We start from the raw sequence: 19,336 nt of genomic DNA on the forward strand, positions 1-19,336 counted from the left end.
GTTGATTGAAGTCAACCACGTGCGCAGGCAGGCGAGAACGCCGTATGCAGGTTCCGTTGCTCGGAAGGTCCGTTCAGCGTTCTCGCGAGCCAGGATCTGCAGGTCGAGAAGCGCGATCGCCTGCTTGTCTTCGGGGCTCAGTGACCGGACCAGCCGGCATGAAGAGGGACCCAGCGGTCGCCGAAGATGCCGGACTCGCCCGCAGGACCGATCATGAAGCCGTACGGCAGGGAGTACCGTTCGATCCCGGCCTCGCTCCACCAGCCCCCGCCGGGCGCCTTCTCAGGTGTGTCCGCCCCTCACGGACGACCGCGCCCTCCGGCTGAGCCCCTTCTGGCGGGTTCGAAACTTGATTCACTCGCCGGAGGCTACGCCGAGCGTGCAGGACAAGCCCGTCCCTCCGACCGTGACCCGGGATCGAACCAGGTCAGGCGCCACGCGCCAAATGGGATGGAACCCCTCGGGCGCCGTGATCGTCGATCTTGGAAGCCGACGGGACGCCGCGGGGGTTCACCGTCACGCCGGCCTCATCGCCGCGCCCCGCAGGACGAGTCCCGCCAGAGAAAGGATGCTGATGTCCCGAACGATGAGGGCGGCCGCCGCCCTGGGCCTGGGTGCGACGCTCACGCTGGGTTTCACGGCCAGCGCGCACGCAGCGGAAGCCGCCGCACCTCGGGCGGCCGCGCCGACCTGCGGCCCGAACCGCGTTTCCGTGTATCAGTTCAAAAATTTCGGCGGCGAGATCGTGTGTCCCACGAGCAATTACTCGTCGCTCGGCAGCTGGAACGACAGGATCAGCTCGGTCGTCGTGCCCGCGAACTGCTGGCTGACCCTCTACCAGCACGCGGGCTACAAGGGGAAGAAGAGCGTCTGGAAGCGGAAGGGCAATTACGGGTCGGCGCGCCGCGACGGCAGCCTGTCCAACAACAACGTCGGCGACAACAGGACCAGCTCGCTGAAGGCCGGCTGTACGTTCGACGCCTGACAGCCCGCCTTGCTGCGGCAGTCCGAGATCGCTGATAGGACAGCGATCGGGAGAGCAACCCGGCCGGCCGCCCGAGATCCTTCATGCGTGATGCAGAAGGATCTCGGGCGGCCGCCGTCGCCACGGTGACGTCCAGAGCTGTCCGCGCCCGCGCCGCTGACGCTGGCATGCGCGCGTGCGGAGGGGCAGCCGGATCGACCAAGACCCGGACACCCGCCCGACGTGGCGTCTCCGCATTGTTCGCGAAGGCGGGATGTGTCGGAATCTATCGACCGGATGGTTCACCGACATTGATCGCCGACGCGAGTTGCTGACACCGTCCACCTGCGGATCCGTGATCACGGGGCAAGTGTCGACAGACGCTCGTTCACCAACACTCGGTGGCGTTCGCTTTGCGCTAGCTCAACCGGACAACCGCCATCGTTGCAGTCGGCTGTCCGGAGTGAAGGTCAGCCAGGTTCCGTCACCGGCGCTGGCGATGTCCACGTTGTACCCCTGGTATGCGCGTTCCCGGAAGTTGCTTGTTGGTGGGTAGGAAACCGGTCCGTGAGAATGTGGGGGGTCTACCCGGAACAGCAGGTGTGGGTGGTGCTCGTTTTCCATGAGGTCGTCGCAGCGGGCGAGAGCGAGATTCGGCGTGAGCAGGCAGGCAGCCGAGATGTCCAGGTCATAGCCGTGGTACGGATGGTTCTCCCAGTCTTCTTCCGACGCGTCTTCGGCGTCAGCCACCACCGGGATGGTCGACACTGTGCCGCTGCGGAAGTCGCCGGTGACCAGTTCGCAGGGGGTGTGGGCGAGCCATCGTTCGCCGCCCGGGTGGATGTCGACGGGTTTCATCCAGCCCGTCTCGACGACCGTCTCGCAGCCGTCGTCCCAGCGCACCCACCGGCAGAACCAGCCGTCGTGCCCGTCGAATGTCCCGTAACCGGCGTGCTTGCCGTCAGGATGAAGGAGCATTTGGCTGTGGCCCCGATACTCGGTCGCCGTACGGGCCGTTGTGCGCCAGTTGCTCACGTCGAGTACATGGCGTTCGACGCTGAACGATGGAAGGAACGGATGGGAATCACCCGGCCTTGTGTCAGCATTCTTGAGCCGTGGTACGAATGCCCATAGAGAGGTACCGTCGGGGGTGAAAACGGCGCAGCTTGCCACATCGTTTGTTCCCTCGACGGAGGTCACGGGGTGGGTCGCCTGCCACTGCACGTCGCCGTTGCGATCAACGATCACAATTCGACTGGTTCCGGCGAATGCCGCGAACCGCAGGTCTGGACTGACATCGACCCGGCACGTTGGAATGACGGCAGAATCAGGCTTGTCCTGGAGGATTTCTGCGGGGCCTGAAAGGCTTCCGATTGTAGTGAGCTGGTCATCCATCAAAAGCAGCTCACCGGTCACAGACAGCGCCGCCCACCCACCCTTGGTGATCCGATGGGGGGCGCTCAGGACCGGCTCGGCCGATTCGCCGATCAGCTCAACCTCGAGGGGTACTGTCGACACTTCTGGGGCAGTAGGCATTCGTGGCAGCCTTAGCGCTTCGGTGGTTGGATAGCGATCAGCTTAATTGCAATGGACGGATGCACGGACGGCCATTACTGATCATCATTGTTTGGCGAATAAGCGTAGATCGGGCATGATGGCGCGTCAGAGCCTAGTGCGCCGACCACGAACGGCCCGGGGTTTGGATCAGGCTGTTTGGGTCGTGGGCGGCCCCAGCGTTGCTGGCGCTGGCTGCGGACGCGGGCTCGTTCGCGGCGTTGGGCGGCCAGGACGTCGGGGTGGCGGGCGTTGGCGTTGCGCCAGCGCAGGTAGGCCTGGAGTTTGCGGGCCAGGACCACGTGGTTGGGGTCAGACAGCTCGACGTTGTTCTTGCGTGCCCAGGCGCGGATGGCGGGTGTCTTGTTGGCCGACAGGTTGTCCGAGATGACGTAGATCGGTGCGCCGTCAGGGCGGGCGGCCCGGATCGTCTTGAGCGCTGCCAGGGTGTTGGCGCCGCCCTTGCGGTGCCGGTTGATGCCCCACAGCTGGTAAGGAGATGCCGCGTTCGCGCAGGATCTGGCGGAGCCGTTCTCGGCCGATCTTCACCTGGCGGACGGTGTTGCGCTCCAGGTAGTCGGCGAGCTTGCGGACGCTCCAGTGCGTGAACGGGCGCAAAGCCGAACATCCTTCTCAGATTACTCGCGGACGACGACAGGAGTGTGTCCCGATTGGGTGATTACAGGCTGATAGGTTGCAGGTCGTGGTCAGACGGGGCATGGCGTTCGGGGTCGCGGCCTATGTGATGTGGGGGCTGTTCCCGCTGTACTGGCCGCTCCTCAAGCCGGCGGGGGCGGTGGAGATCCTCGCGCACCGGATCCTGTGGTCGCTCGTGGCGGTGGCCGCGGTGCTGGCCGCGCGGCGGAGCTGGCGGTGGACGCGGGCGCTGGGGCTCCGGCACTGGGTGCTGCTGGGACTGGCGGCGGCGGTGATCAGCGTCAACTGGGGGACGTACATCTACGCCGTCAACAGTGGGCAGACGGTCGAGGCGGCGCTGGGGTACTTCATCAACCCGCTGATCAGCGTGGTGTTCGGAGTGGCGATCTTCCGGGAGCCGCTGCGGCCGTGGCAGTGGACGGCCGTCGGCCTCGGGACGGCGGCGGTGGTCGTGCTGACCGTCGACTACGGGCGGCCTCCCTGGATCGCGCTGATGCTGGCCTTCGCGTTCGGGACGTACGGGCTGCTCAAGAAGTTCGCCAACATGCCGTCGGCGGAGAGCCTGGCGGTCGAGACGGCCGTGATGGTCGTGCCGGCGCTGGCGTTCATCCTCTTCCTGGAGGGACGCGGGGACGCCGCCTTCGGGCATCACGGTGCGGGGCACGCGGCGCTGCTGGTCGGGGCGGGGGTCGTGACGGCCGTCCCGCTGATGCTCTTCAACGCGTCGGCGATCCGGCTGCCGATGACCGCGATGGGGATGTTGCAGTACCTGGCGCCGGTGCTCCAGTTCGTCATCGGGGTGTTCATCCAGCACGAGGAGATGCCGGCGAGCCGGTGGGCGGGGTTCCTCTTGGTTTGGTTCGCCCTGATAACCCTGACCTGGGACGGATTGAGGGCGGGACGCCGGGAAGCTGTGCCCGAAACCGCATAGAGGAGCTAGAGTGCCGGTCGTCGACAGCCGGATTCGAGGAGCTCCCGTTGCGCCTGGTCAGCGTCACCGTGTTGGGAACAGCGCTCATCGCGGCGGGCATGCTGGCACCTGCGGCGGGCGAGGCCACGGCGACCAGGCAGGACGGCATCACGGTGGACCCGGGCACGGTGCGTCCCGGGGAGCAGGTCCGGATCTGGGTGCCCGGGTGTGCGGGCATGACGCCGGCCGCGACCTCTGAGGTGTTCACCGGACGGGCTGTGAAGGGCACCGCCACCGTGAAGCAGGACGCCGTGCCCGCGACGTACCGCGTCATCGCTCAATGCGGGACGCGGAAAGTGATCGGTGAGGTGCGTGTGGCGGGGCGCGTCGTATGGCCGGAAATCCTCCCCACCGGCCACGACGCCCGCTGAAACGGGGAACGGGCGCCCCCTGCTCGGGACCGAGCTTTTGTCAGGTCGGCGTTGACTTGGACGCCACATTGCTCGCAAAGTGACCCAAATCACCCATGCAAGTGGTGGTTTCCTATCGATCTGACGCTTGAATCCGTCAAATGATCATGTGATACTTCCCGTAAATCGCCCAGACCCCCCATCTACGAATAAAACGCGCCTCTGACCCGTTCACGCCTCCCGCTTCCCCATGAACCGACACAAGTTCATCAACTGGCATAAGGGGTCGAGAATGACCGTCGATGTCGGGATCCGGTCCGCCCGCAAAGCGCGAATGCTGCCACTGCGTCACCTTCCAGGCCTGGTACGGGATCCGCTGGAGGCGTTCGAGGAGATGGGGCGCGAGGCGGACGGGGAGATCGTCCGGGTGAACCTCGGCCCCTTCCGCCCCCACCTGATCACTCACCCGGAGCATCTGCAGTACGTCCTTCGCGACAACGTCGACAATTACCGGCGTGAGGGCATGATGTGGAAACCCCTGGGACGGCTGGTCGGCGACACCTCCGACCTGGGTGCGTCCTGGAACATCAGGCGCAGGGTCTACCAGGAACTGCTCTCCGCCCCGAGCACCGCGCTCATGGCCGACGAGATGATCACGACCATCGCCGAGGCCGTGGACGATCTGGGCGAGCACGCCGCGGGAGGACGGCCGGTCGACGCCTATGAGGGGATGACCCGAATCGTCTATCGCACGATCATCCGCGTCCTTCTCGGCGACCGGATCCCGCTGGAGAACATCGACGGACTCGGGCGGGCCATGGTGACCGCGACGACCTCGTCGTTCCGGGCGCGGATGCTCATGCCGTTCGTCCCCTTCGCGGTGCCGCTCCCCGGAGACCGGACCTTCGTCCGCTCCGTGAAGGCCGTGGACGACCTCATCTTCCCCATCGTCCATGAAGCGCGTGCCCAGGAGGACAAGGGCGCCCGGGACGTGGTGTCGATGCTCATGCGCGCGCGGGGCGAGGACGGCGGGTCGCTCGATGACCAGGCGGTCCGGGACGGCATCACCGGCCTGTTCGTGGCCGCGACGGACACGACGGTCTCGGTGCTGACATTCCTCTGGGGCGCGCTGGACGCGTACCCGGACGTCCGATCAAGGCTGTACGAGGAGATCGACCGCGTGGTCGGCGCCGGCCCGGTCGCCTTCGATCACGTCCAGAAGCTGACCTACACCAAGATGGTGCTCCAGGAGGCGCTGCGCCTGTACTCCGTCGCATGGATCACCCCCCGGGTCGTCCGGGACGACGACGTCATCGACGGGGTCAGGCTCAAGGCCGGATCGACCATCGCCGTCAGCCCCTTCCTCACACACCGGCTCCCGGACGTCTGGCCCGAGCCGCACGTCTTCGCCCCGGAGCGGTTCGCGGCCGACAGGTCGCGCCACCGATTCGCCTTCATGGCTTTCGGTGGGGGTCCTCACCAGTGCGCGGGGCGCGTCTTCTTCTTCATCGAGGCACCGCTCATCCTGGCCACGCTGCTGAGCAAGTTCCGTCCGGCCTTGCAGACCTCTCCTTCGATCAAGCCGCGTGTGGACCTCACGCTGAAGCCGCGCGATCGGGTGGCGATAACGCTGGAGCCCGTGGTGCGTTGAGCAGAGCGCGCTCTCCCCGCTGAACCCCCTGGAACGCACCAAGGATGAGGATGGCCGCGACCATGGATGAGACGGATTTCAATGGCATGCCCGCCGCCATGCCGAGTGGAGCGATCTGCGCGGTGGCGGGTCAGGCCGCGCGCGATACGCAGCAGTGGGCGGCCGGATACGACCGCCTTTTCTCAGCGAAGCCGTTCGACCCCACGCTCTACAACACGGTCTGCCTCTGCACCGCGTTCAGCGCGCCGTGGGCGGCGAGCGCCGATCTGCGGATGACCAACCGCGCCGCCATCTGGGGCTTCGGCGTGGACTGGCTCATCGACTATGTGGCTACCTCACGGGACGAGGTGGACGACATCGTCGCCAGGTGCCTGGAGGTCGGAGACGGCGCGGACCCCGACTCGGATGACCTCCTCCTCTCGCTCGCCGACATCCGGGACGGATTGTCGTCCTCTCCCGCGTTTCCCGTGCTGTATCCCGTGTGGAAAGACAATCTGGCGAGATTTCTGCACGCCATGGCGCGCGAATGGGACTGGCGGCCGGAAAGCGGGACGGGCGAGCGGCCCACTCTCGACACCTATCTCGACAATTCTGAAAACTTCGGCTTCTCCTTCGCCTTCGTGTCGCATTGGATCTACACCAGCCCCCCGCCGTCGGCCGACGACATCGCGGCCATCCAGGAAGCGAGCTGGGCCGCCCAGCGGGCGGGCAGGCTGATCAACGACATCGGGTCCTATGAACGGGACGTCAAGTGGGGGGATCTCAACGCCCTCATGCTCGGAGGCGGCCGGGAGGAGGTGGACGAGCACGTCACCGAGCTGACCCGGCGGTTCCGGGAGATCGTCATCCCCCTGCGCGCCGATCACCCGCGGCTTTCCTACTACCTCGAACGCCAGATCGACTTCTGCGTCGGCTTCTACGGGGGCGCCGACTACTGGGGAGAGCTATGACGACCAGTGAGTGCGGCCACACCCCGGAGACACAGACGAGCACCCCGCCCGACTTCCGCACGGCCGCGGCCGGCCGAGCGCTCCTGGCAGGCCTGATCGACCGCCCCTGGGGCCAGGTGTCCCCATCGATCTACGAGACCGGACGGCTGATCGCGCTGGCGCCGTGGCTGGCGAGACATTCCCGCCGCGTCCGGTACATCTTGGACGCGCAGCGCCCGGACGGCCTGTGGGGCGCGCCGGACGGCTACGCGATCGTCCCGACCCTGAGCGCCGTGGACGCACTACTGTCCCTGCTCCGGAGCGACGCCGGCCGCCGCCCCCCGAGCTCGCAGGACGTGGACATCGCGGAGGTGGCCGCCAGGCTCGACGCACTGCTGCCCTTGCTGGCCCGGACCTTGTGGGAACTCCCCGCGGCGGCCCTGCCGGACATGCCGGCGAACGATCTGATCATCACCGCGCTGATCGAGTCGATCAACGAGCACACCCGCGCCCTCGCAGAAGCGCCGAGCACCGTCCTCTCGCCCTCGGCGCTCACCGGACGCCTGCGCCTCCCGATCGGCCTGGACGGGACGAGACTCGCCAAGGTGCAGGCCGCGCTCAGCTTCGGGGCGGAGCTTCCCGAGAAGATCCTCCACGCGCTGGAGGTCGCGGGCGACCTCGCCAGGGACGCGGCCACGATCCGTCCGGGCTCCACCGGATCCGTCGGCGCGTCACCCGCCGCCACGGCGGCATGGCTCGACGGCCGGGCGAGAGACCCCCACCATCCGGCGCGGGTCTTCCTGGAGACCGTGGTGGACGATCACGACGGTCTGGCACCGTGCGGAATCCCCATCACCGTCTTCGAGCGGGCATGGGTGCTCAGCTCCCTGACACGGGCCGGGATCGCCGCGCAGGTCCCGGCAGCGCTCATCACGAGTCTCGACGACGCGCTCGGTCCGGTCGGCACCCCGGCGGCGGAAGGCCTCCCGGCCGACGCCGACACCACGTCGGCGGTGCTGTACGCGCTCAATCTCCTCGGTGTCCCGCGCGCCCCGGACTCGCTGTGGGCGTACGAGACGGGAACGCATTTCTGCACCTGGCCGGGCGAGGAAGGCTTCTCCGTGACCGTCAACGCCCATGCTCTGGAGGCGTTCGGTCAGTATCTGCGCGCCGTCGAGGAGGGGAGGGCGCCACGGACCGCGATGAGCCACAGGTACGCCGCGACGGTCGACAAGCTCGTCACCCTCCTCTGCGACCGGCAGGAGGCGGACGGGAGCTGGACGGACCGATGGCATGCGTCGCCGTACTACGCGACCATGTGCTGCGTGGTCGCGCTGAGCCGTTTCGGAGGCTGGCAAGCGGCGCCGGCGATACGCCGGGCGCGGGCCTGGACTCTGGCCACCCAGCGCCCCGACGGATCATGGGGGCGCTGGAAGGGGACCTTCGAGGAGACCGCGTACGCCATTCAAGTCCTGCTGTCAGAAGACCAGGGTAATGTGACCTCACAGGCGCCCGATGAGTATGAAGAATCTGTAACAGCGGGGTGCAGATTCCTCCCCGCTCCTCATCATCTGGGCAACGGGCCCATCGAGGGCCCCGCACTGTGGCACGACAAGGACCTCTACCTGCCCTCGGCGATCGTCCAGGCGTCCCTCCTGGCCGCACACCAACTTGCCCGCAAACGCGGCATTAGCGGCGATTTGCACTAAATGCAACGATGGACGGTGTTCCCTGGATCACAATGCAGGGACGGCATTTACGAAAACCTCCACTGATTGGGAACAAAGTACATCATCTGCGCCTGCGACGTTGCTAAGGTACTCCGCGTGCATGCGTGACACCCCCCGTCGCGCCGTGCGCCTGCACACCACCAGTGGCCAGGTCTCCGTCACCTCGACGGGTCCGCCGGGCTGCTCGGGAACTCGTTGAGGACAGGTTGATGCGCTTCCGCAACTCACGTCTGCGGACGAAAATTGCTGCCCTGCTCGTGTCGCTCACCGCGCTCTGGGTCTTCGCCGCCTGGGTGACACTGCGCGAGGGGCTGAATCTGCTCACCATCAACGCACTCGACACCAACGTCACACGGCCGGCCGTCACGTTGGTGACCGAACTGCAACAGGAGCGCAGGCTCTCGCTGATCTATCTGGGGAGCCCGGGCAGGCAACAGCGCAGTGCACTGGACGCGCAGCGGCGCACCGTCGACACCGCGACGGCCGCCTACCGCAAGGGCGTCTCCAGTGGCAGCGTCGCGCGGATGATCAGCGATGACACCGAAGAGAACATCAGGAAGTCGCTGACGCGTCTGGACGCGCTCTCCGCCGGCCGGCGAGCCATCGACGCGCGGACGGTCGACCGGAGCCGGGCAGCAGGCCCCTTCAACGACTTCATCGACACCGCCTTTCGCCTCTACTCCTCGGCCGGAAGCGTGGACGACGAGGCCATCGCCAAGGACAGCCGCACGCTCAACGCGCTGACCCGGGCCAAGGAGGTCCTCTCCCGCGAGGACGCGCTCGTCGCAGGCGCGCTCGCCCGGGGCGGCCTCACGCCGTCCGAGCACGCCGAGTTCGTCCAACTGGTGGGTACCCAGCGTTTCCTGCACCAGGAGGCCGCGGCCCAGTTGCCGGACACGGACCGCGCCCAGTACGACGCGGTGCTCAAGAGCTCTCAGTACCTCCGGCTGCGGCAGTATGAGGACCACCTCGTCCAGACCAAGCCGGGCGGGGCCGCCCGCATCACCGGCAGTGAATGGCAGTCCGCGACGCGACCCGTGCAGGACAAGCTGGAGCAGGTGGTCCTGGACGGTGGAGACCGGCTCGTCGAACGCGCGAAGCCGATGGCCTTCGGAATCATCATCCGGCTGGTGCTGGCCGGTGGGCTCGGGCTCCTCGCGGTCATCGCGTCCATCATCGTGTCGATCACGACGGCGCGTGCCCTCGTCCGGCAGCTCGAACGGCTGCGCGTCGCCGCGTGGGAGCTGGCCGAGCAGCGGCTGCCCAGCGTCGTCGACCGGCTCGGGCACGGCGAGAAGGTCGACGTCGCCCTGGAGGCGCCGCCGCTGCAGTTCGGCACCGACGAGATCGGGCAGGTGGGACGCGCGTTCAACGCCGTCCAGGAGACCGCGATCCGGACCGCCGTCGAGCAGGCCGAGCTGCGCCGCGGAATCCGCGACGTCCTGCTGAGCCTGGCGCGCCGCACCCAGGCGCTGGTGCACCGGCAGCTCAACATGCTCGACACCATGGAACGCAAGCGCGACATCGATCCGAAGGACCTGGAAGAGCTGTTCCGGCTCGACCACCTCGCCACCCGTATGCGGCGCAACGCCGAGAACCTCATCGTTCTGTCCGGCTCGATCCCCGCACGTGGCTGGCGGCAGTCGGTGCCGATGGTGGACGTCGTCCGCGCGGCGGTCGGCGAGGTCGAGGACTACACGCGCGTCACCGTCCTGCCGTTCGGACCGGTGGAGCTGGCCGGACGCGCCGTCGGTGACCTCACGCACCTGCTCGCCGAGCTGATCGAGAACGCTGTGGCGTTCTCCCCGCCCGACACCGCCGTGCACATCGGCGGGCACCTGGTCGCCAACGGGTTCGCGATCGACATCGAGGACCGCGGGCTCGGCATGACCGACGAGAAGCTCGCCGAGATCAACGAGCGCATCGTCGACCCGCCCGAGTTCAACCTGCGCAGTTCCGTGCAGCTCGGCCTGTTCGTCGTCGCGAAGCTGGCCGAGCGGTACGGCGTGCAGGTCTCGCTGAAGCGCTCGGCCTACGGCGGCACCACGGCCGTCGTCGTCATCCCGCAGGACCTGGTCGTCGAGAGCGGCGCCGAGAAGATCCCCGGCGCCACCACCGAGAACGGCCTGGCCGTCCGGCAGCCGGCCCCGGTGCCGGCCGGCGAGGGCGGGGAAGCCGCGGAGGCGCAGGGAACGCGCGGCGTGGTGACCCTGACCAGGGAGCAGCCCGCGCCGCCCGCCCTCGTCGCGGTGCCGCCGCCCGCCACGGGCCCCGACGGGTCCGAGAGCTCCGCGAGCGTCCCGGAGACACCCGAACCGGTCGCGGCGGACCCCGCGCCGCCGGAGGGCGCCGAGGCGGGGGGCGCCGCGGAATCCGAGACCAGTCACCCGGAGGACCAGCCAGCCGTGCCCGAGAGCTCCACCACCCCATCCGGTCTGCCCGTCCGGGTTCCGCAGGCGAACCTCGCGGCGCCGCTGCAGGCCGATGAGCCCGCGGCCGCCGAGCAGGACGAGCACGACGACCCCGGCCGCTCGCCCGAGGAGATTCAGCGGATCATGGGGTCCTACCAGCGCGGCACCCGCCTTGCGAGGACGGCGGTCGAAGCCCGCGCCAACGACGCAGTGGAAGGCGAGGACGAGCAGTGATGCAGAAAGCGGGTTCGGCGTCCGATCTGGGCTGGCTGTTGGACGACCTGGTCCATCGCGTGCCGCACGCCCACGACGCGGTCGTGCTGTCGGCGGACGGCCTGCTGATGGCCTCCTCGGAGGGGATGAACCAGGACGACGGCGAGCACCTGGCCGCCGTGGCCGCGGGCATCCAGAGCCTGGCGAAGGGCGCCGGGACGCGGTTCGGCGGCGGGCCCGTCCGCCAGACGATCATCGAGATGCAGTCGCAGTTCATGCTGGTGACGGTGGCCGGCAAGGGCGCCTGCCTCGCGGTGCTGGCCGACGAGGACGCCGACGTCGGTCTCATCGCCTACGAGATGGCGATGCTCGTCACCAGCATGGGCGAGCACCTCACCTCGCCGTCGCGCTCCGAGGCCGCCGCGGAGGGTCGCTCCACATGATGCCGCCCGAAGATCCCACTCCCGAGCTCTGGCCGGAGGACCCGGAGCGCCCGCCGGAACCCGAAGTCACGGAGCGCTGGCTCGACGACCAGGCCGGGCCGATGGTCCGCCCGTACGTGATGACGAGCGGACGGATCGAGCCGACCCGCGGCAAGTTCGACCTGATCACCCTCGTGGTCGCGGTCGGCCCGGAGCCGGAGACCACCGTCGGGCTCGGCCCCGAGCACCTGGAGATCATCAGGCTCTGCCAGAACGTCATGTCGGTCGCCGAGCTCACCGGCCACCTCGACCTTCCCGTCGCGACCGTCCGGGTCATGCTCGGCGACCTGCTCGACAAGGGATTCGTCTCCATGCAGGAACCCGAACCGGAGGCGGACATGCACGACATCAGGCTCTACAAGGCGGTGATCGATGGTCTCCGGGCCCTCTAGGCGCGACATGCGCGCGCGCCGGCTCCCCACCGCGGTCAAGATCGTGATCGCGGGCGGTTTCGGGGTGGGGAAGACCACCATGGTGGGCACGGTCTCGGAGACCCAGCCGCTGCGCACCGAGGAGATCCTCACCGACGAGAGCATCGGCGTCGACGACATCTCCGGGGTGGAGCGCAAGAACACCACCACCGTCGCCATGGACTTCGGCCGCATCACCATGCGGGACGAGTACGTCCTGTACCTGTTCGGCACCCCCGGCCAGGAGCGCTTCTGGTTCATGTGGGACGAGGTCTCCCTCGGCGCGCTCGGCGCGGTCGTCCTCGCCGACACCCGCCGCCTGTCCGACTGCTTCCCCTCGGTCGACTACTTCGAGCGCCGCGGCACCCCGTTCATCGTCGCGGTGAACTGCTTCGACGGAGCCAAGCAGTACGACCTCGCGGAGATCCAGCTGGCCCTCAACCTGGGCCCCAAGGTCCCCGTCATGCTTTGCGACGCCCGCCGCCTCGACTCCTGCAAGCAGGTCCTCATCGACCTCGTCCTGCACGCCATGAAGTCCCGCGGCGTCACCGAAGACCCAGAACCCCAGAACGCCTGAACGCAAGAAGCGGGGCCGGTTGCGCGTCGACTGCCGTCGACGCGGGGCCGGCCCTGCGCAGTCACACACCTCGCCCGTGACACAGCCCACGGGGCGACGTACCCGCACGATGGCACGGCCCGCGCACTCGCCCGGCCCGCCTGTCACGAAGCTCGCGGATTGACAAGCTCGCACGACGACACGCCGCGGACGGCTACACGGCTCACGGACTCCCCGACCCGCCTGTCACATGGCCCGCAGGGTGACGTGCCCGCGCGATGGCGCGCCGTGGGGGACGACGCGGCTCGCGCGGTGACGACGGGTCAGCCGGTTCGGGTTATGACGTAGTCGCAGAGGTTGGTGAGGGACTCTCGGGCGGGGATTTCGGGGAGGGTGAGGAGTTCGGTGCGGGCGTCCTCGGCCCAGCGGCGGAGGTCGGCGCGGGCGCGGTCCATGGCGGGGTGGGCGCGCAGGAGGGTGAGGGCCTCGGCGTGGAGGGCGTCGTCCGTGAGGTCCTGGGTGAGGAGTTCGCGGAGGCGGGCGTCGTCGGAGCCGGAGGAGGTGCCCGCGAGGACGTGGTGCATCGGGAGGGTGCGGATGCCTTCGCGGAGGTCGGTGCCGGGGGTCTTGCCGGACTCCTCGGTCTCGGAGGCGATGTCGAGGATGTCGTCGGAGAGCTGGAAGGCGATACCGATCTTCTCGCAGGCGGAGGTGACGGTGTCGACGACGTGCGCGGGGGCGCCTGCGAGCAGGGCGCCGAACTGGCCGGAGACGGCGATGAGGGACGCGGTCTTGTCGGCGACGACCTGCAGGTAGTGCTTGAGGGGGTCGGCGTCGGGGGTGGGGCCGACGGTCTCCTGGATCTGGCCGCGGACGAGGCGGGCGAACGCGCGGGCCTGGATGCGGACGGCCTCGGGGCCGAGGTCGGCGAGCAGGTCGGACGCGCGGGCGAACAGGTAGTCGCCGGTGAGGATCGCGACGGTGTTCGTCCAGCGGGAGTTCGCGGACTGCTGGCCGCGGCGGACGGTCGCCTCGTCCATGACGTCGTCGTGGTAGAGGGTGCCGAGGTGGGTGAGTTCGACGACGACGGCGGCGGGGACGACGCCCGGCGCCGACGGGTCGCCGAAGTGGGAGGCGAGCAGCACCAGCATCGGCCGGAACCGCTTGCCGCCCGCCTCGACGAGGTGCCGTGAGGCCTCGGTGAGCAGCGGGTCCTCGCCGCGCACGCACTCCTGGAGGAGGGCTTCGACGGCGGCGAGGCGCTCCCTGGCGTCGGCCGCGAGGGCGGCGTCGACGGGAAGCCCGAACGGGCCGGTCTCCTCGAAGGCCGGCCCGCCGGGCTTCTCAGCGGATGGGTTCGTCACCCAAGACTCCCTACCGGACGAACATGTGGGTCGTGGCGGTCCCCGCGAGGTCCAGGACGGGCTGCGGGATCACGCCGAGTACCACAGTAGCCGTCACTCCGAGGGCGACCGCGACCGCGGTCGCCGGCCCGGCCACCACGACCGGGCCTTCGGCGTCCGGCTCGCTGAAGAACATGACGACGATCACACGGACGTAGAAGAACGCGGCGACGGCGGAGGAGACGACCGCGACGATGACCAGGGGTGTCGCGCCCTCCTCCACGGCCGCCTTGAACACCGCGAACTTGCCGGTGAACCCGCTGGTGAGCGGGATGCCGGCGAACGCCAGGAGGAAGAACGCGAACACGCCCGCGACGACCGGGGAGCGCTTGCCGAGGCCCGCCCAGCGGGACAGGTGCCCGGCCTCGCCGCCCGCGTCCCGCACCATCGTGACGACGGCGAACGCGCCGACCGAGGTGAAGCCGTAGGCGACCAGGTAGAACATGGTGCTGGACAGCCCGTCCGGGGAGCTGGCGATCACGCCCATGAGCAGGAAGCCCGCGTGCGCGACGGAGGAGTAGGCCAGCATCCGCTTGATGTCGGTCTGCGTGATCGCGATGATCGACCCGGCGACCATGGTGAGAATGGCCACACCCCACATGACGGGCCGCCAGTCCCAGCGCAGCGTCTCGAACGCGACGTAGTAGACGCGCAGGATCCCGCCGAACGCGGCGACGACGGTGCAGGACGCCATCAGCGCCGTGATCGGGGTGGGGGCGCCCTGGTAGACGTCCGGCTTCCACATGTGGAAGGGGACGCCGCCGAGCTTGAACAGCAGCCCGACCGACAGCAGCGCGACGCCCGCGAGGAGCAGGGTCTCGCTGCCGGCGTCCTTGCCGATCTGCGCGGAGATGTCCGACAGCCGCACCGACCCGGCGTACCCGTACAGCAGCGCGGCGCCGTAGAGGAAGAACGCCGAGGAGAACGCGCCGAGCAGGAAGTACTTGACCGCCGCCTCCTGGGAGAGGAGGCGCCGCCGGCGGGCGAGCCCGCACAGCAGGTACAGCGGCAGGGACATGACCTCCAGCGCCACGAACATCGTGAGCAGGTCGTTGGAGGCCGGGAACATCATCATGCCGCCGACCGCGAACATCATCAGCGGGAACACCTCGGTCTGGGTGAACCCGGCCGCGGTGGTGCGCTGCTCGGCCTCGGTGCCGGGCAGGGCGGACGCCTGCGCGGCGAAGTGCCCGCCGGCGGCGCGGCCGTCGCCCCGCTCGGCGATCAGCAGCGTGCTGACGAGCGCCAGCACGAGGATGGTGCCCTGGATGAACAGGGTGGGGCCGTCCACGCCGAGCGCGCCCTCGGCGGCGACGTGGTGCGGGTCGTCGCGCCACGCCAGCACGATGGTCCAGACGAGGCCGCCGGCGAGGCCGAGGAACGCGACCGGCACCTGCGTCCAGTACCGCCCCCTCCGGCCGATGAACGCCTCGACGAGCACGCCCAGGACGGCGGCGCCGAGGACCACGAGCAGCGGGCCGATCTGCCCGTACTCGATGTGCGGCGCGGGGATGTCACCCCCCTGGGCGAGGACGCCGCTCACCTGACTGGTGGTGCTCATGGACGGGCTCCGTTCTCGGCGACGTTACCGGTGATGTCCGGCGCCGGATCATGCTTGTCGACGCGGGCCAGCGTGTGGTCCACCGACGGGTTGATCACGTGCAGCACCGGCTGCGGGAAGAGGCCCATCGCGACGATGATCGCGATGATCGGGGCGATCGCCCACTTCTCCCGGGCGGACAGGTCCTTCATGCCCTCGACCGCGGGCGCCTTCGGGCCGCCCATGGTCCGCTGGTACATCCACAGGATGTAGATGGCGGCGAGCACGACGCCGCTGACCGCGAGGACCGCCGCCCACCGGTGGGTGCTGAACGTGCCGACGATGACGAGGAACTCCGACACGAAGGTGGACAGGCCCGGCAGCGACAGCCCGGACAGGCCGGCGATCAGGAACGTCCCGGCGAGGACGGGCGCCGCCTTCTGCACGCCGCCGTAGTCGGCGATCCGCGCCGACTTCCGCCGGACGATGAGGAAGCCGACGATGAGGAACAGCGCGCCGGTGGAGAACCCGTGGTTCACCATGTAGAGCGCGGCGCCGGACTGCCCCTGCGACGTCATCGCGAAGATGCCGAGGACGATGAACCCGAAGTGCGACACCGACGTGTAGGCGATGAGGCGCTTCATGTCGACCTGGCCGATCGCGAGGATCGCGCCGTAGATGATGCTCAGCACCGCGAACGCGAGGACGACCGGGGTGGCCCACTTCGCGGCGCCGGGGAACAGCTCCAGGCAGAACCGGAGCATGCCGTACGTGCCGACCTTGTCCAGCACGCCGACGATCAGCACCAGCGCGCCGGTCGGGGACTGCTGCGCCGCGTCCGGCAGCCAGGTGTGCACCGGCACCATCGGCGCCTTGATCGCGAACGCGACGAAGAAGCCGAGGAACAGCCACTTGGCCGTCGTCGGGTCGATGTTCATCGTCGACAGCTCGTCGAACATGAACGTGCCGTGCCCGAGGCCGCCCTGGTCGACGGACTTCGCCGACAGCGGGTACAGCCAGATGACGGCGACGAGCATCAGCAGGCCGCCGAACAGCGAGTACAGCAGGAACTTGACCGCCGCGTAGGAGCGCTGGGCGCCGCCGTAGTACCCGATGATGAAGTACACCGGGATGAGCATCGCCTCGAAGAAGACGTAGAAGAGGAACACGTCGGTCGCCGCGAAGACGCCGATCATGGCCGCTTCCAGCGACAGCAGCAGCGCGAAGTAGGTCTTCAGCGACCGCTTCGCGGGGACGTCCACCCCGCCGGACCGGTCGGCCTCGCTCCAGGACGCCAGCATGACCAGCGGGACGAGGATCACCGACAGCAGGATCATCACCAGCGCGACGCCGTCGACGCCGAGGGCCCAGTGGACCCCGAACTCCTTGATCCACCAGTACTTCTCGGTGAACTGGAAGCGGTCGCCGCCCGCGTCGAAGCCCGCCGCCATGACGCCGGCGAGGGCGGCGACGACGAGGGAGACGCCGAGCGCGAACTGCTTGACCAGCGCCTCCCGCTCGCGCGGGATGACGCTGAGCAGCACGGCGCCGGCGAGCGGCAGCGCGATGAGGACGCTCAGCCAGGGAAAGTCGCTCATGACACGTTCACCACCAGGAGCGCCGCCACCACGAGGGCGGCGCCGCCGAGCATCGACAGGGCATAGGAGCGGGCGAAGCCGGTCTGGACGCGCCGGAGCCGGCCGGAGCTGCCGCCGACCCCGGCGGCCGTGCCGTTCACGGCGCCGTCGACGCCGCGTCCGTCGAACCAGACCGCGAGCCGGGTCAGCCACTGGCCGGGGCGCATCAGCAGCGACTCGTTGAGCGCGTCGCCGTAGAGGTCCTTGCGGGCCGCGACGGTGACGAAGGAGCCCTTGGGCGCCTCGCGCGGCACCTTCCGGCTCCCGTACTGGACCCAGGCGATCCCCGCGCCGACGATCATCAGCACGAAGGTGGCGGCGCTGGCGGCGGTGAAGGGCTGGAACTCGTGCTCGTGCTCGGGCGCGCCCACGACCGGTTCGAGGAAGTGGGCGAACGGGCCGAGGACGAGGTAGCCGCCCGCGAAGACGGACCCGACGGCGAGCAGGATCAGCGGCCACGTCATGACGGCCGGCGACTCGTGCGGGTGGACGTCGTCCTCCCAGCGCTTCTCACCGAAGAACGTCATGAACATGACGCGCGACATGTAGTACGCGGTGATGCCGGCGCCGATGAGCGCGCACGAGCCGAGGATCATCCCGGACGTGCCGCCCTTGTCGTACGCGGCCTCGATGATGCCGTCCTTGGTGAACCAGCCGGACAGGCCGGGGAACCCGATGATGGCGAGGTACCCGAGCCCGAACGTCGCGTAGGTGATCGCCATCACCGAGCGGAGCGCGCCGTAGTGGCGCATGTTCACGTCGTCCTTCATGCCGTGCATGACCGAGCCGGCGCCGAGGAACAGGCCCGCCTTGAAGAAGCCGTGCGCGATGAGGTGCGCGATGGCGAAGACGTAGCCGGGCTTGCCGAGGCCCGCGGCGAGGTGCATGTAGCCGATCTGCGACATCGTCGACCCGGCGAGGGCCTTCTTGATGTCGTCCTTGCCGCACCCGATGATCGCACCGGCGAGCAGCGTGGCCGCACCGACGATCGTCACCACGAGCTGCGCGGTGTCGGACATCTCGAAGATCGGCCCGGACCGGACGATGAGGTAGACGCCCGCGGTCACCATCGTCGCCGCGTGGATGAGGGCCGACACCGGGGTGGGGCCCTCCATCGCGTCCAGCAGCCAGGACTGGAGCGGGAGCTGCGCCGACTTGCCGCAGGCACCGAGCAGGAGCAGGAGCCCGATCGCGGTGGCGGTGCCGGTGCCGAGCTGGGACGCGAGGCCCAGGTGCTCGGCCCCGGTGCCGAGGACCGGCCCGAAGTCGATGGTGCCGAACGTGGCGAAGATCAGCGCAATCGCGATGATCAGCCCCATGTCGCCGACGCGGTTGACGACGAACGCCTTCTTCGCCGCGGTCGCCGCGGTCGGCTTGTGCTGCCAGAACCCGATGAGGAGGTACGAGGCGAGGCCGACGCCCTCCCAGCCGAGGAACAGGATCAGGAAGTTGTTCCCGAGCACCAGCAGCAGCATCGCCGCGACGAACAGGTTCAGGTAGGCGAAGAACCGCCGCCGGTCGGGGTCGTCGGCCATGTAGCCGATCGAGTAGATGTGGATGAGCGAGCCCACCCCGGTGATCAGCAGGACGAAGCTGATGGACAGCGGGTCCACCAGCAGGTCCATGCCGATCTTGAACGTGCCGACGTCGATGAAGTCCCACAGGTGCAGGGTGCGGCGCCGCGCCTCGGCGTCGTACCCGATCATCTGCGCGAACATCGCGACGCCGACCGCGAACGACGCGACCGACATCGCGGCGCCGAGCAGGTGGCCCCACTTGTCGGTGCGCCTGCCTCCCAGCAGGAGGATCGCGGCGCCCGCGAGCGGGAGCGCGATGAGGAGCCAGGACGCGGCCTGGACGCCTTCCGCTTTCATCCCAG

At 68.8% G+C, this 19,336-nt stretch carries 15 protein-coding genes and 1 pseudogene; 10 read left to right on the top strand and 6 right to left on the bottom strand.

The window, feature by feature from the left end:
• The first annotated feature begins 574 nt into the window (after positions 1-574).
• Positions 575-985, top strand: coding sequence for a beta/gamma crystallin-related protein (locus ABGB11_RS16020; RefSeq protein ID WP_347633382.1), 411 nt, complete (start codon positions 575-577; stop codon positions 983-985).
• Between the two features lie 402 nt (positions 986-1,387).
• On the opposite strand, the gene ABGB11_RS16025 is transcribed toward ABGB11_RS16020, so the two are convergent.
• Positions 1,388-2,482, bottom strand: coding sequence for a hypothetical protein (locus ABGB11_RS16025; protein WP_347633384.1), 1,095 nt, complete (start codon positions 2,480-2,482; stop codon positions 1,388-1,390).
• 203 nt (positions 2,483-2,685) lie between these two features.
• A pseudogene (locus tag ABGB11_RS16030) lies at positions 2,686-3,174 on the bottom strand (hypothetical protein); the annotation flags it as partial.
• Between the two features lie 47 nt (positions 3,175-3,221).
• Here ABGB11_RS16030 and rarD point away from each other — a divergent pair.
• The 9 genes from rarD (at position 3,222) to ABGB11_RS16075 (ending at position 12,898) form a co-directional block, all read left to right on the top strand.
• The gene (gene rarD / locus ABGB11_RS16035) at positions 3,222-4,106 is read left to right on the top strand and encodes an EamA family transporter RarD (RefSeq protein ID WP_347633386.1); all 885 of its coding nucleotides are present in this window, start codon (positions 3,222-3,224) and stop codon (positions 4,104-4,106) included.
• Positions 4,107-4,153: 47 nt separating this feature from the next.
• Positions 4,154-4,516, top strand: coding sequence for a hypothetical protein (locus ABGB11_RS16040; RefSeq protein WP_347633388.1), 363 nt, complete (start codon positions 4,154-4,156; stop codon positions 4,514-4,516).
• Positions 4,517-4,787: 271 nt separating this feature from the next.
• Positions 4,788-6,146: a cytochrome P450 gene (locus tag ABGB11_RS16045; RefSeq protein WP_347633390.1), complete on the top strand. Its 1,359-nt coding sequence runs from the start codon at positions 4,788-4,790 to the stop codon at positions 6,144-6,146.
• Positions 6,147-6,196: 50 nt separating this feature from the next.
• Positions 6,197-7,096: a terpene synthase family protein gene (locus ABGB11_RS16050; RefSeq protein WP_347633392.1), complete on the top strand. Its 900-nt coding sequence runs from the start codon at positions 6,197-6,199 to the stop codon at positions 7,094-7,096.
• Positions 7,093-8,784, top strand: a complete 1,692-nt coding sequence (locus tag ABGB11_RS16055; protein WP_347633394.1) for a prenyltransferase/squalene oxidase repeat-containing protein — start codon at positions 7,093-7,095, stop codon at positions 8,782-8,784. The genes ABGB11_RS16050 and ABGB11_RS16055 overlap by 4 nt, the downstream gene beginning before the upstream one ends.
• 230 nt (positions 8,785-9,014) lie before the next feature.
• Positions 9,015-11,450: a nitrate- and nitrite sensing domain-containing protein gene (locus tag ABGB11_RS16060; protein ID WP_347633396.1), complete on the top strand. Its 2,436-nt coding sequence runs from the start codon at positions 9,015-9,017 to the stop codon at positions 11,448-11,450.
• The gene (locus tag ABGB11_RS16065; protein WP_347633398.1) at positions 11,450-11,872 is read left to right on the top strand and encodes a roadblock/LC7 domain-containing protein; all 423 of its coding nucleotides are present in this window, start codon (positions 11,450-11,452) and stop codon (positions 11,870-11,872) included. Before ABGB11_RS16060 ends, ABGB11_RS16065 begins: the two co-directional genes overlap by 1 nt.
• Positions 11,869-12,303, top strand: coding sequence for a DUF742 domain-containing protein (locus ABGB11_RS16070; protein WP_347633400.1), 435 nt, complete (start codon positions 11,869-11,871; stop codon positions 12,301-12,303). Before ABGB11_RS16065 ends, ABGB11_RS16070 begins: the two co-directional genes overlap by 4 nt.
• Positions 12,284-12,898 (top strand): ATP/GTP-binding protein, encoded by a 615-nt coding sequence (locus ABGB11_RS16075; RefSeq protein WP_347633402.1) that lies wholly within the window; start codon positions 12,284-12,286, stop codon positions 12,896-12,898. The genes ABGB11_RS16070 and ABGB11_RS16075 overlap by 20 nt, the downstream gene beginning before the upstream one ends.
• Before the next feature lie 302 nt (positions 12,899-13,200).
• On the opposite strand, the gene ABGB11_RS16080 is transcribed toward ABGB11_RS16075, so the two are convergent.
• From ABGB11_RS16080 to nuoL, 4 genes are read right to left on the bottom strand one after another with little or no spacing between them, the layout of a single operon-like run.
• Positions 13,201-14,241 carry a polyprenyl synthetase family protein gene (locus ABGB11_RS16080; protein WP_347633404.1) on the bottom strand — a complete coding sequence of 347 codons (1,041 nt, stop codon included), beginning with the start codon at positions 14,239-14,241 and terminating at the stop codon, positions 13,201-13,203.
• A 10-nt stretch (positions 14,242-14,251) separates the two neighbouring features.
• Positions 14,252-15,841 (bottom strand): NADH-quinone oxidoreductase subunit NuoN, encoded by a 1,590-nt coding sequence (gene nuoN, locus ABGB11_RS16085; RefSeq protein WP_347633406.1) that lies wholly within the window; start codon positions 15,839-15,841, stop codon positions 14,252-14,254.
• Positions 15,838-17,418 (bottom strand): NADH-quinone oxidoreductase subunit M, encoded by a 1,581-nt coding sequence (locus tag ABGB11_RS16090; RefSeq protein WP_347633408.1) that lies wholly within the window; start codon positions 17,416-17,418, stop codon positions 15,838-15,840. The genes nuoN and ABGB11_RS16090 overlap by 4 nt, the downstream gene beginning before the upstream one ends.
• Entirely contained in the window at positions 17,415-19,331 is a 1,917-nt protein-coding gene (gene nuoL / locus ABGB11_RS16095) for an NADH-quinone oxidoreductase subunit L (RefSeq protein ID WP_347633410.1), read from the bottom strand. The genes ABGB11_RS16090 and nuoL overlap by 4 nt, the downstream gene beginning before the upstream one ends.
• Positions 19,332-19,336 lie beyond the last annotated feature (5 nt).

This window comes from Actinomadura sp. B10D3, assembly GCF_039871695.1.
GTDB lineage: Bacteria > Actinomycetota > Actinomycetes > Streptosporangiales > Streptosporangiaceae > Spirillospora > Spirillospora madurae.

What these genes read in the sequence shown, in the direction of transcription:
- ABGB11_RS16045 (WP_347633390.1), top strand. Translation starts at nt 4,788, where the DNA reads ATGACCGTCGATGTCGGGATCCGGTCCGCCCGCAAAGCGCGAATGCTG.
- ABGB11_RS16050 (WP_347633392.1), top strand. Translation starts at nt 6,197, where the DNA reads ATGGCCGCGACCATGGATGAGACGGATTTCAATGGCATGCCCGCCGCC.
- ABGB11_RS16020 (WP_347633382.1), top strand. Translation starts at nt 575, where the DNA reads ATGTCCCGAACGATGAGGGCGGCCGCCGCCCTGGGCCTGGGTGCGACG.
- ABGB11_RS16055 (WP_347633394.1), top strand. Translation starts at nt 7,093, where the DNA reads ATGACGACCAGTGAGTGCGGCCACACCCCGGAGACACAGACGAGCACC.
- ABGB11_RS16065 (WP_347633398.1), top strand. Translation starts at nt 11,450, where the DNA reads ATGCAGAAAGCGGGTTCGGCGTCCGATCTGGGCTGGCTGTTGGACGAC.
- ABGB11_RS16075 (WP_347633402.1), top strand. Translation starts at nt 12,284, where the DNA reads ATGGTCTCCGGGCCCTCTAGGCGCGACATGCGCGCGCGCCGGCTCCCC.
- nuoN (WP_347633406.1), bottom strand. Translation starts at nt 15,841, where the DNA reads ATGAGCACCACCAGTCAGGTGAGCGGCGTCCTCGCCCAGGGGGGTGAC.
- ABGB11_RS16060 (WP_347633396.1), top strand. Translation starts at nt 9,015, where the DNA reads ATGCGCTTCCGCAACTCACGTCTGCGGACGAAAATTGCTGCCCTGCTC.
- ABGB11_RS16070 (WP_347633400.1), top strand. Translation starts at nt 11,869, where the DNA reads ATGATGCCGCCCGAAGATCCCACTCCCGAGCTCTGGCCGGAGGACCCG.
- nuoL (WP_347633410.1), bottom strand. Translation starts at nt 19,331, where the DNA reads ATGAAAGCGGAAGGCGTCCAGGCCGCGTCCTGGCTCCTCATCGCGCTC.
- ABGB11_RS16090 (WP_347633408.1), bottom strand. Translation starts at nt 17,418, where the DNA reads ATGAGCGACTTTCCCTGGCTGAGCGTCCTCATCGCGCTGCCGCTCGCC.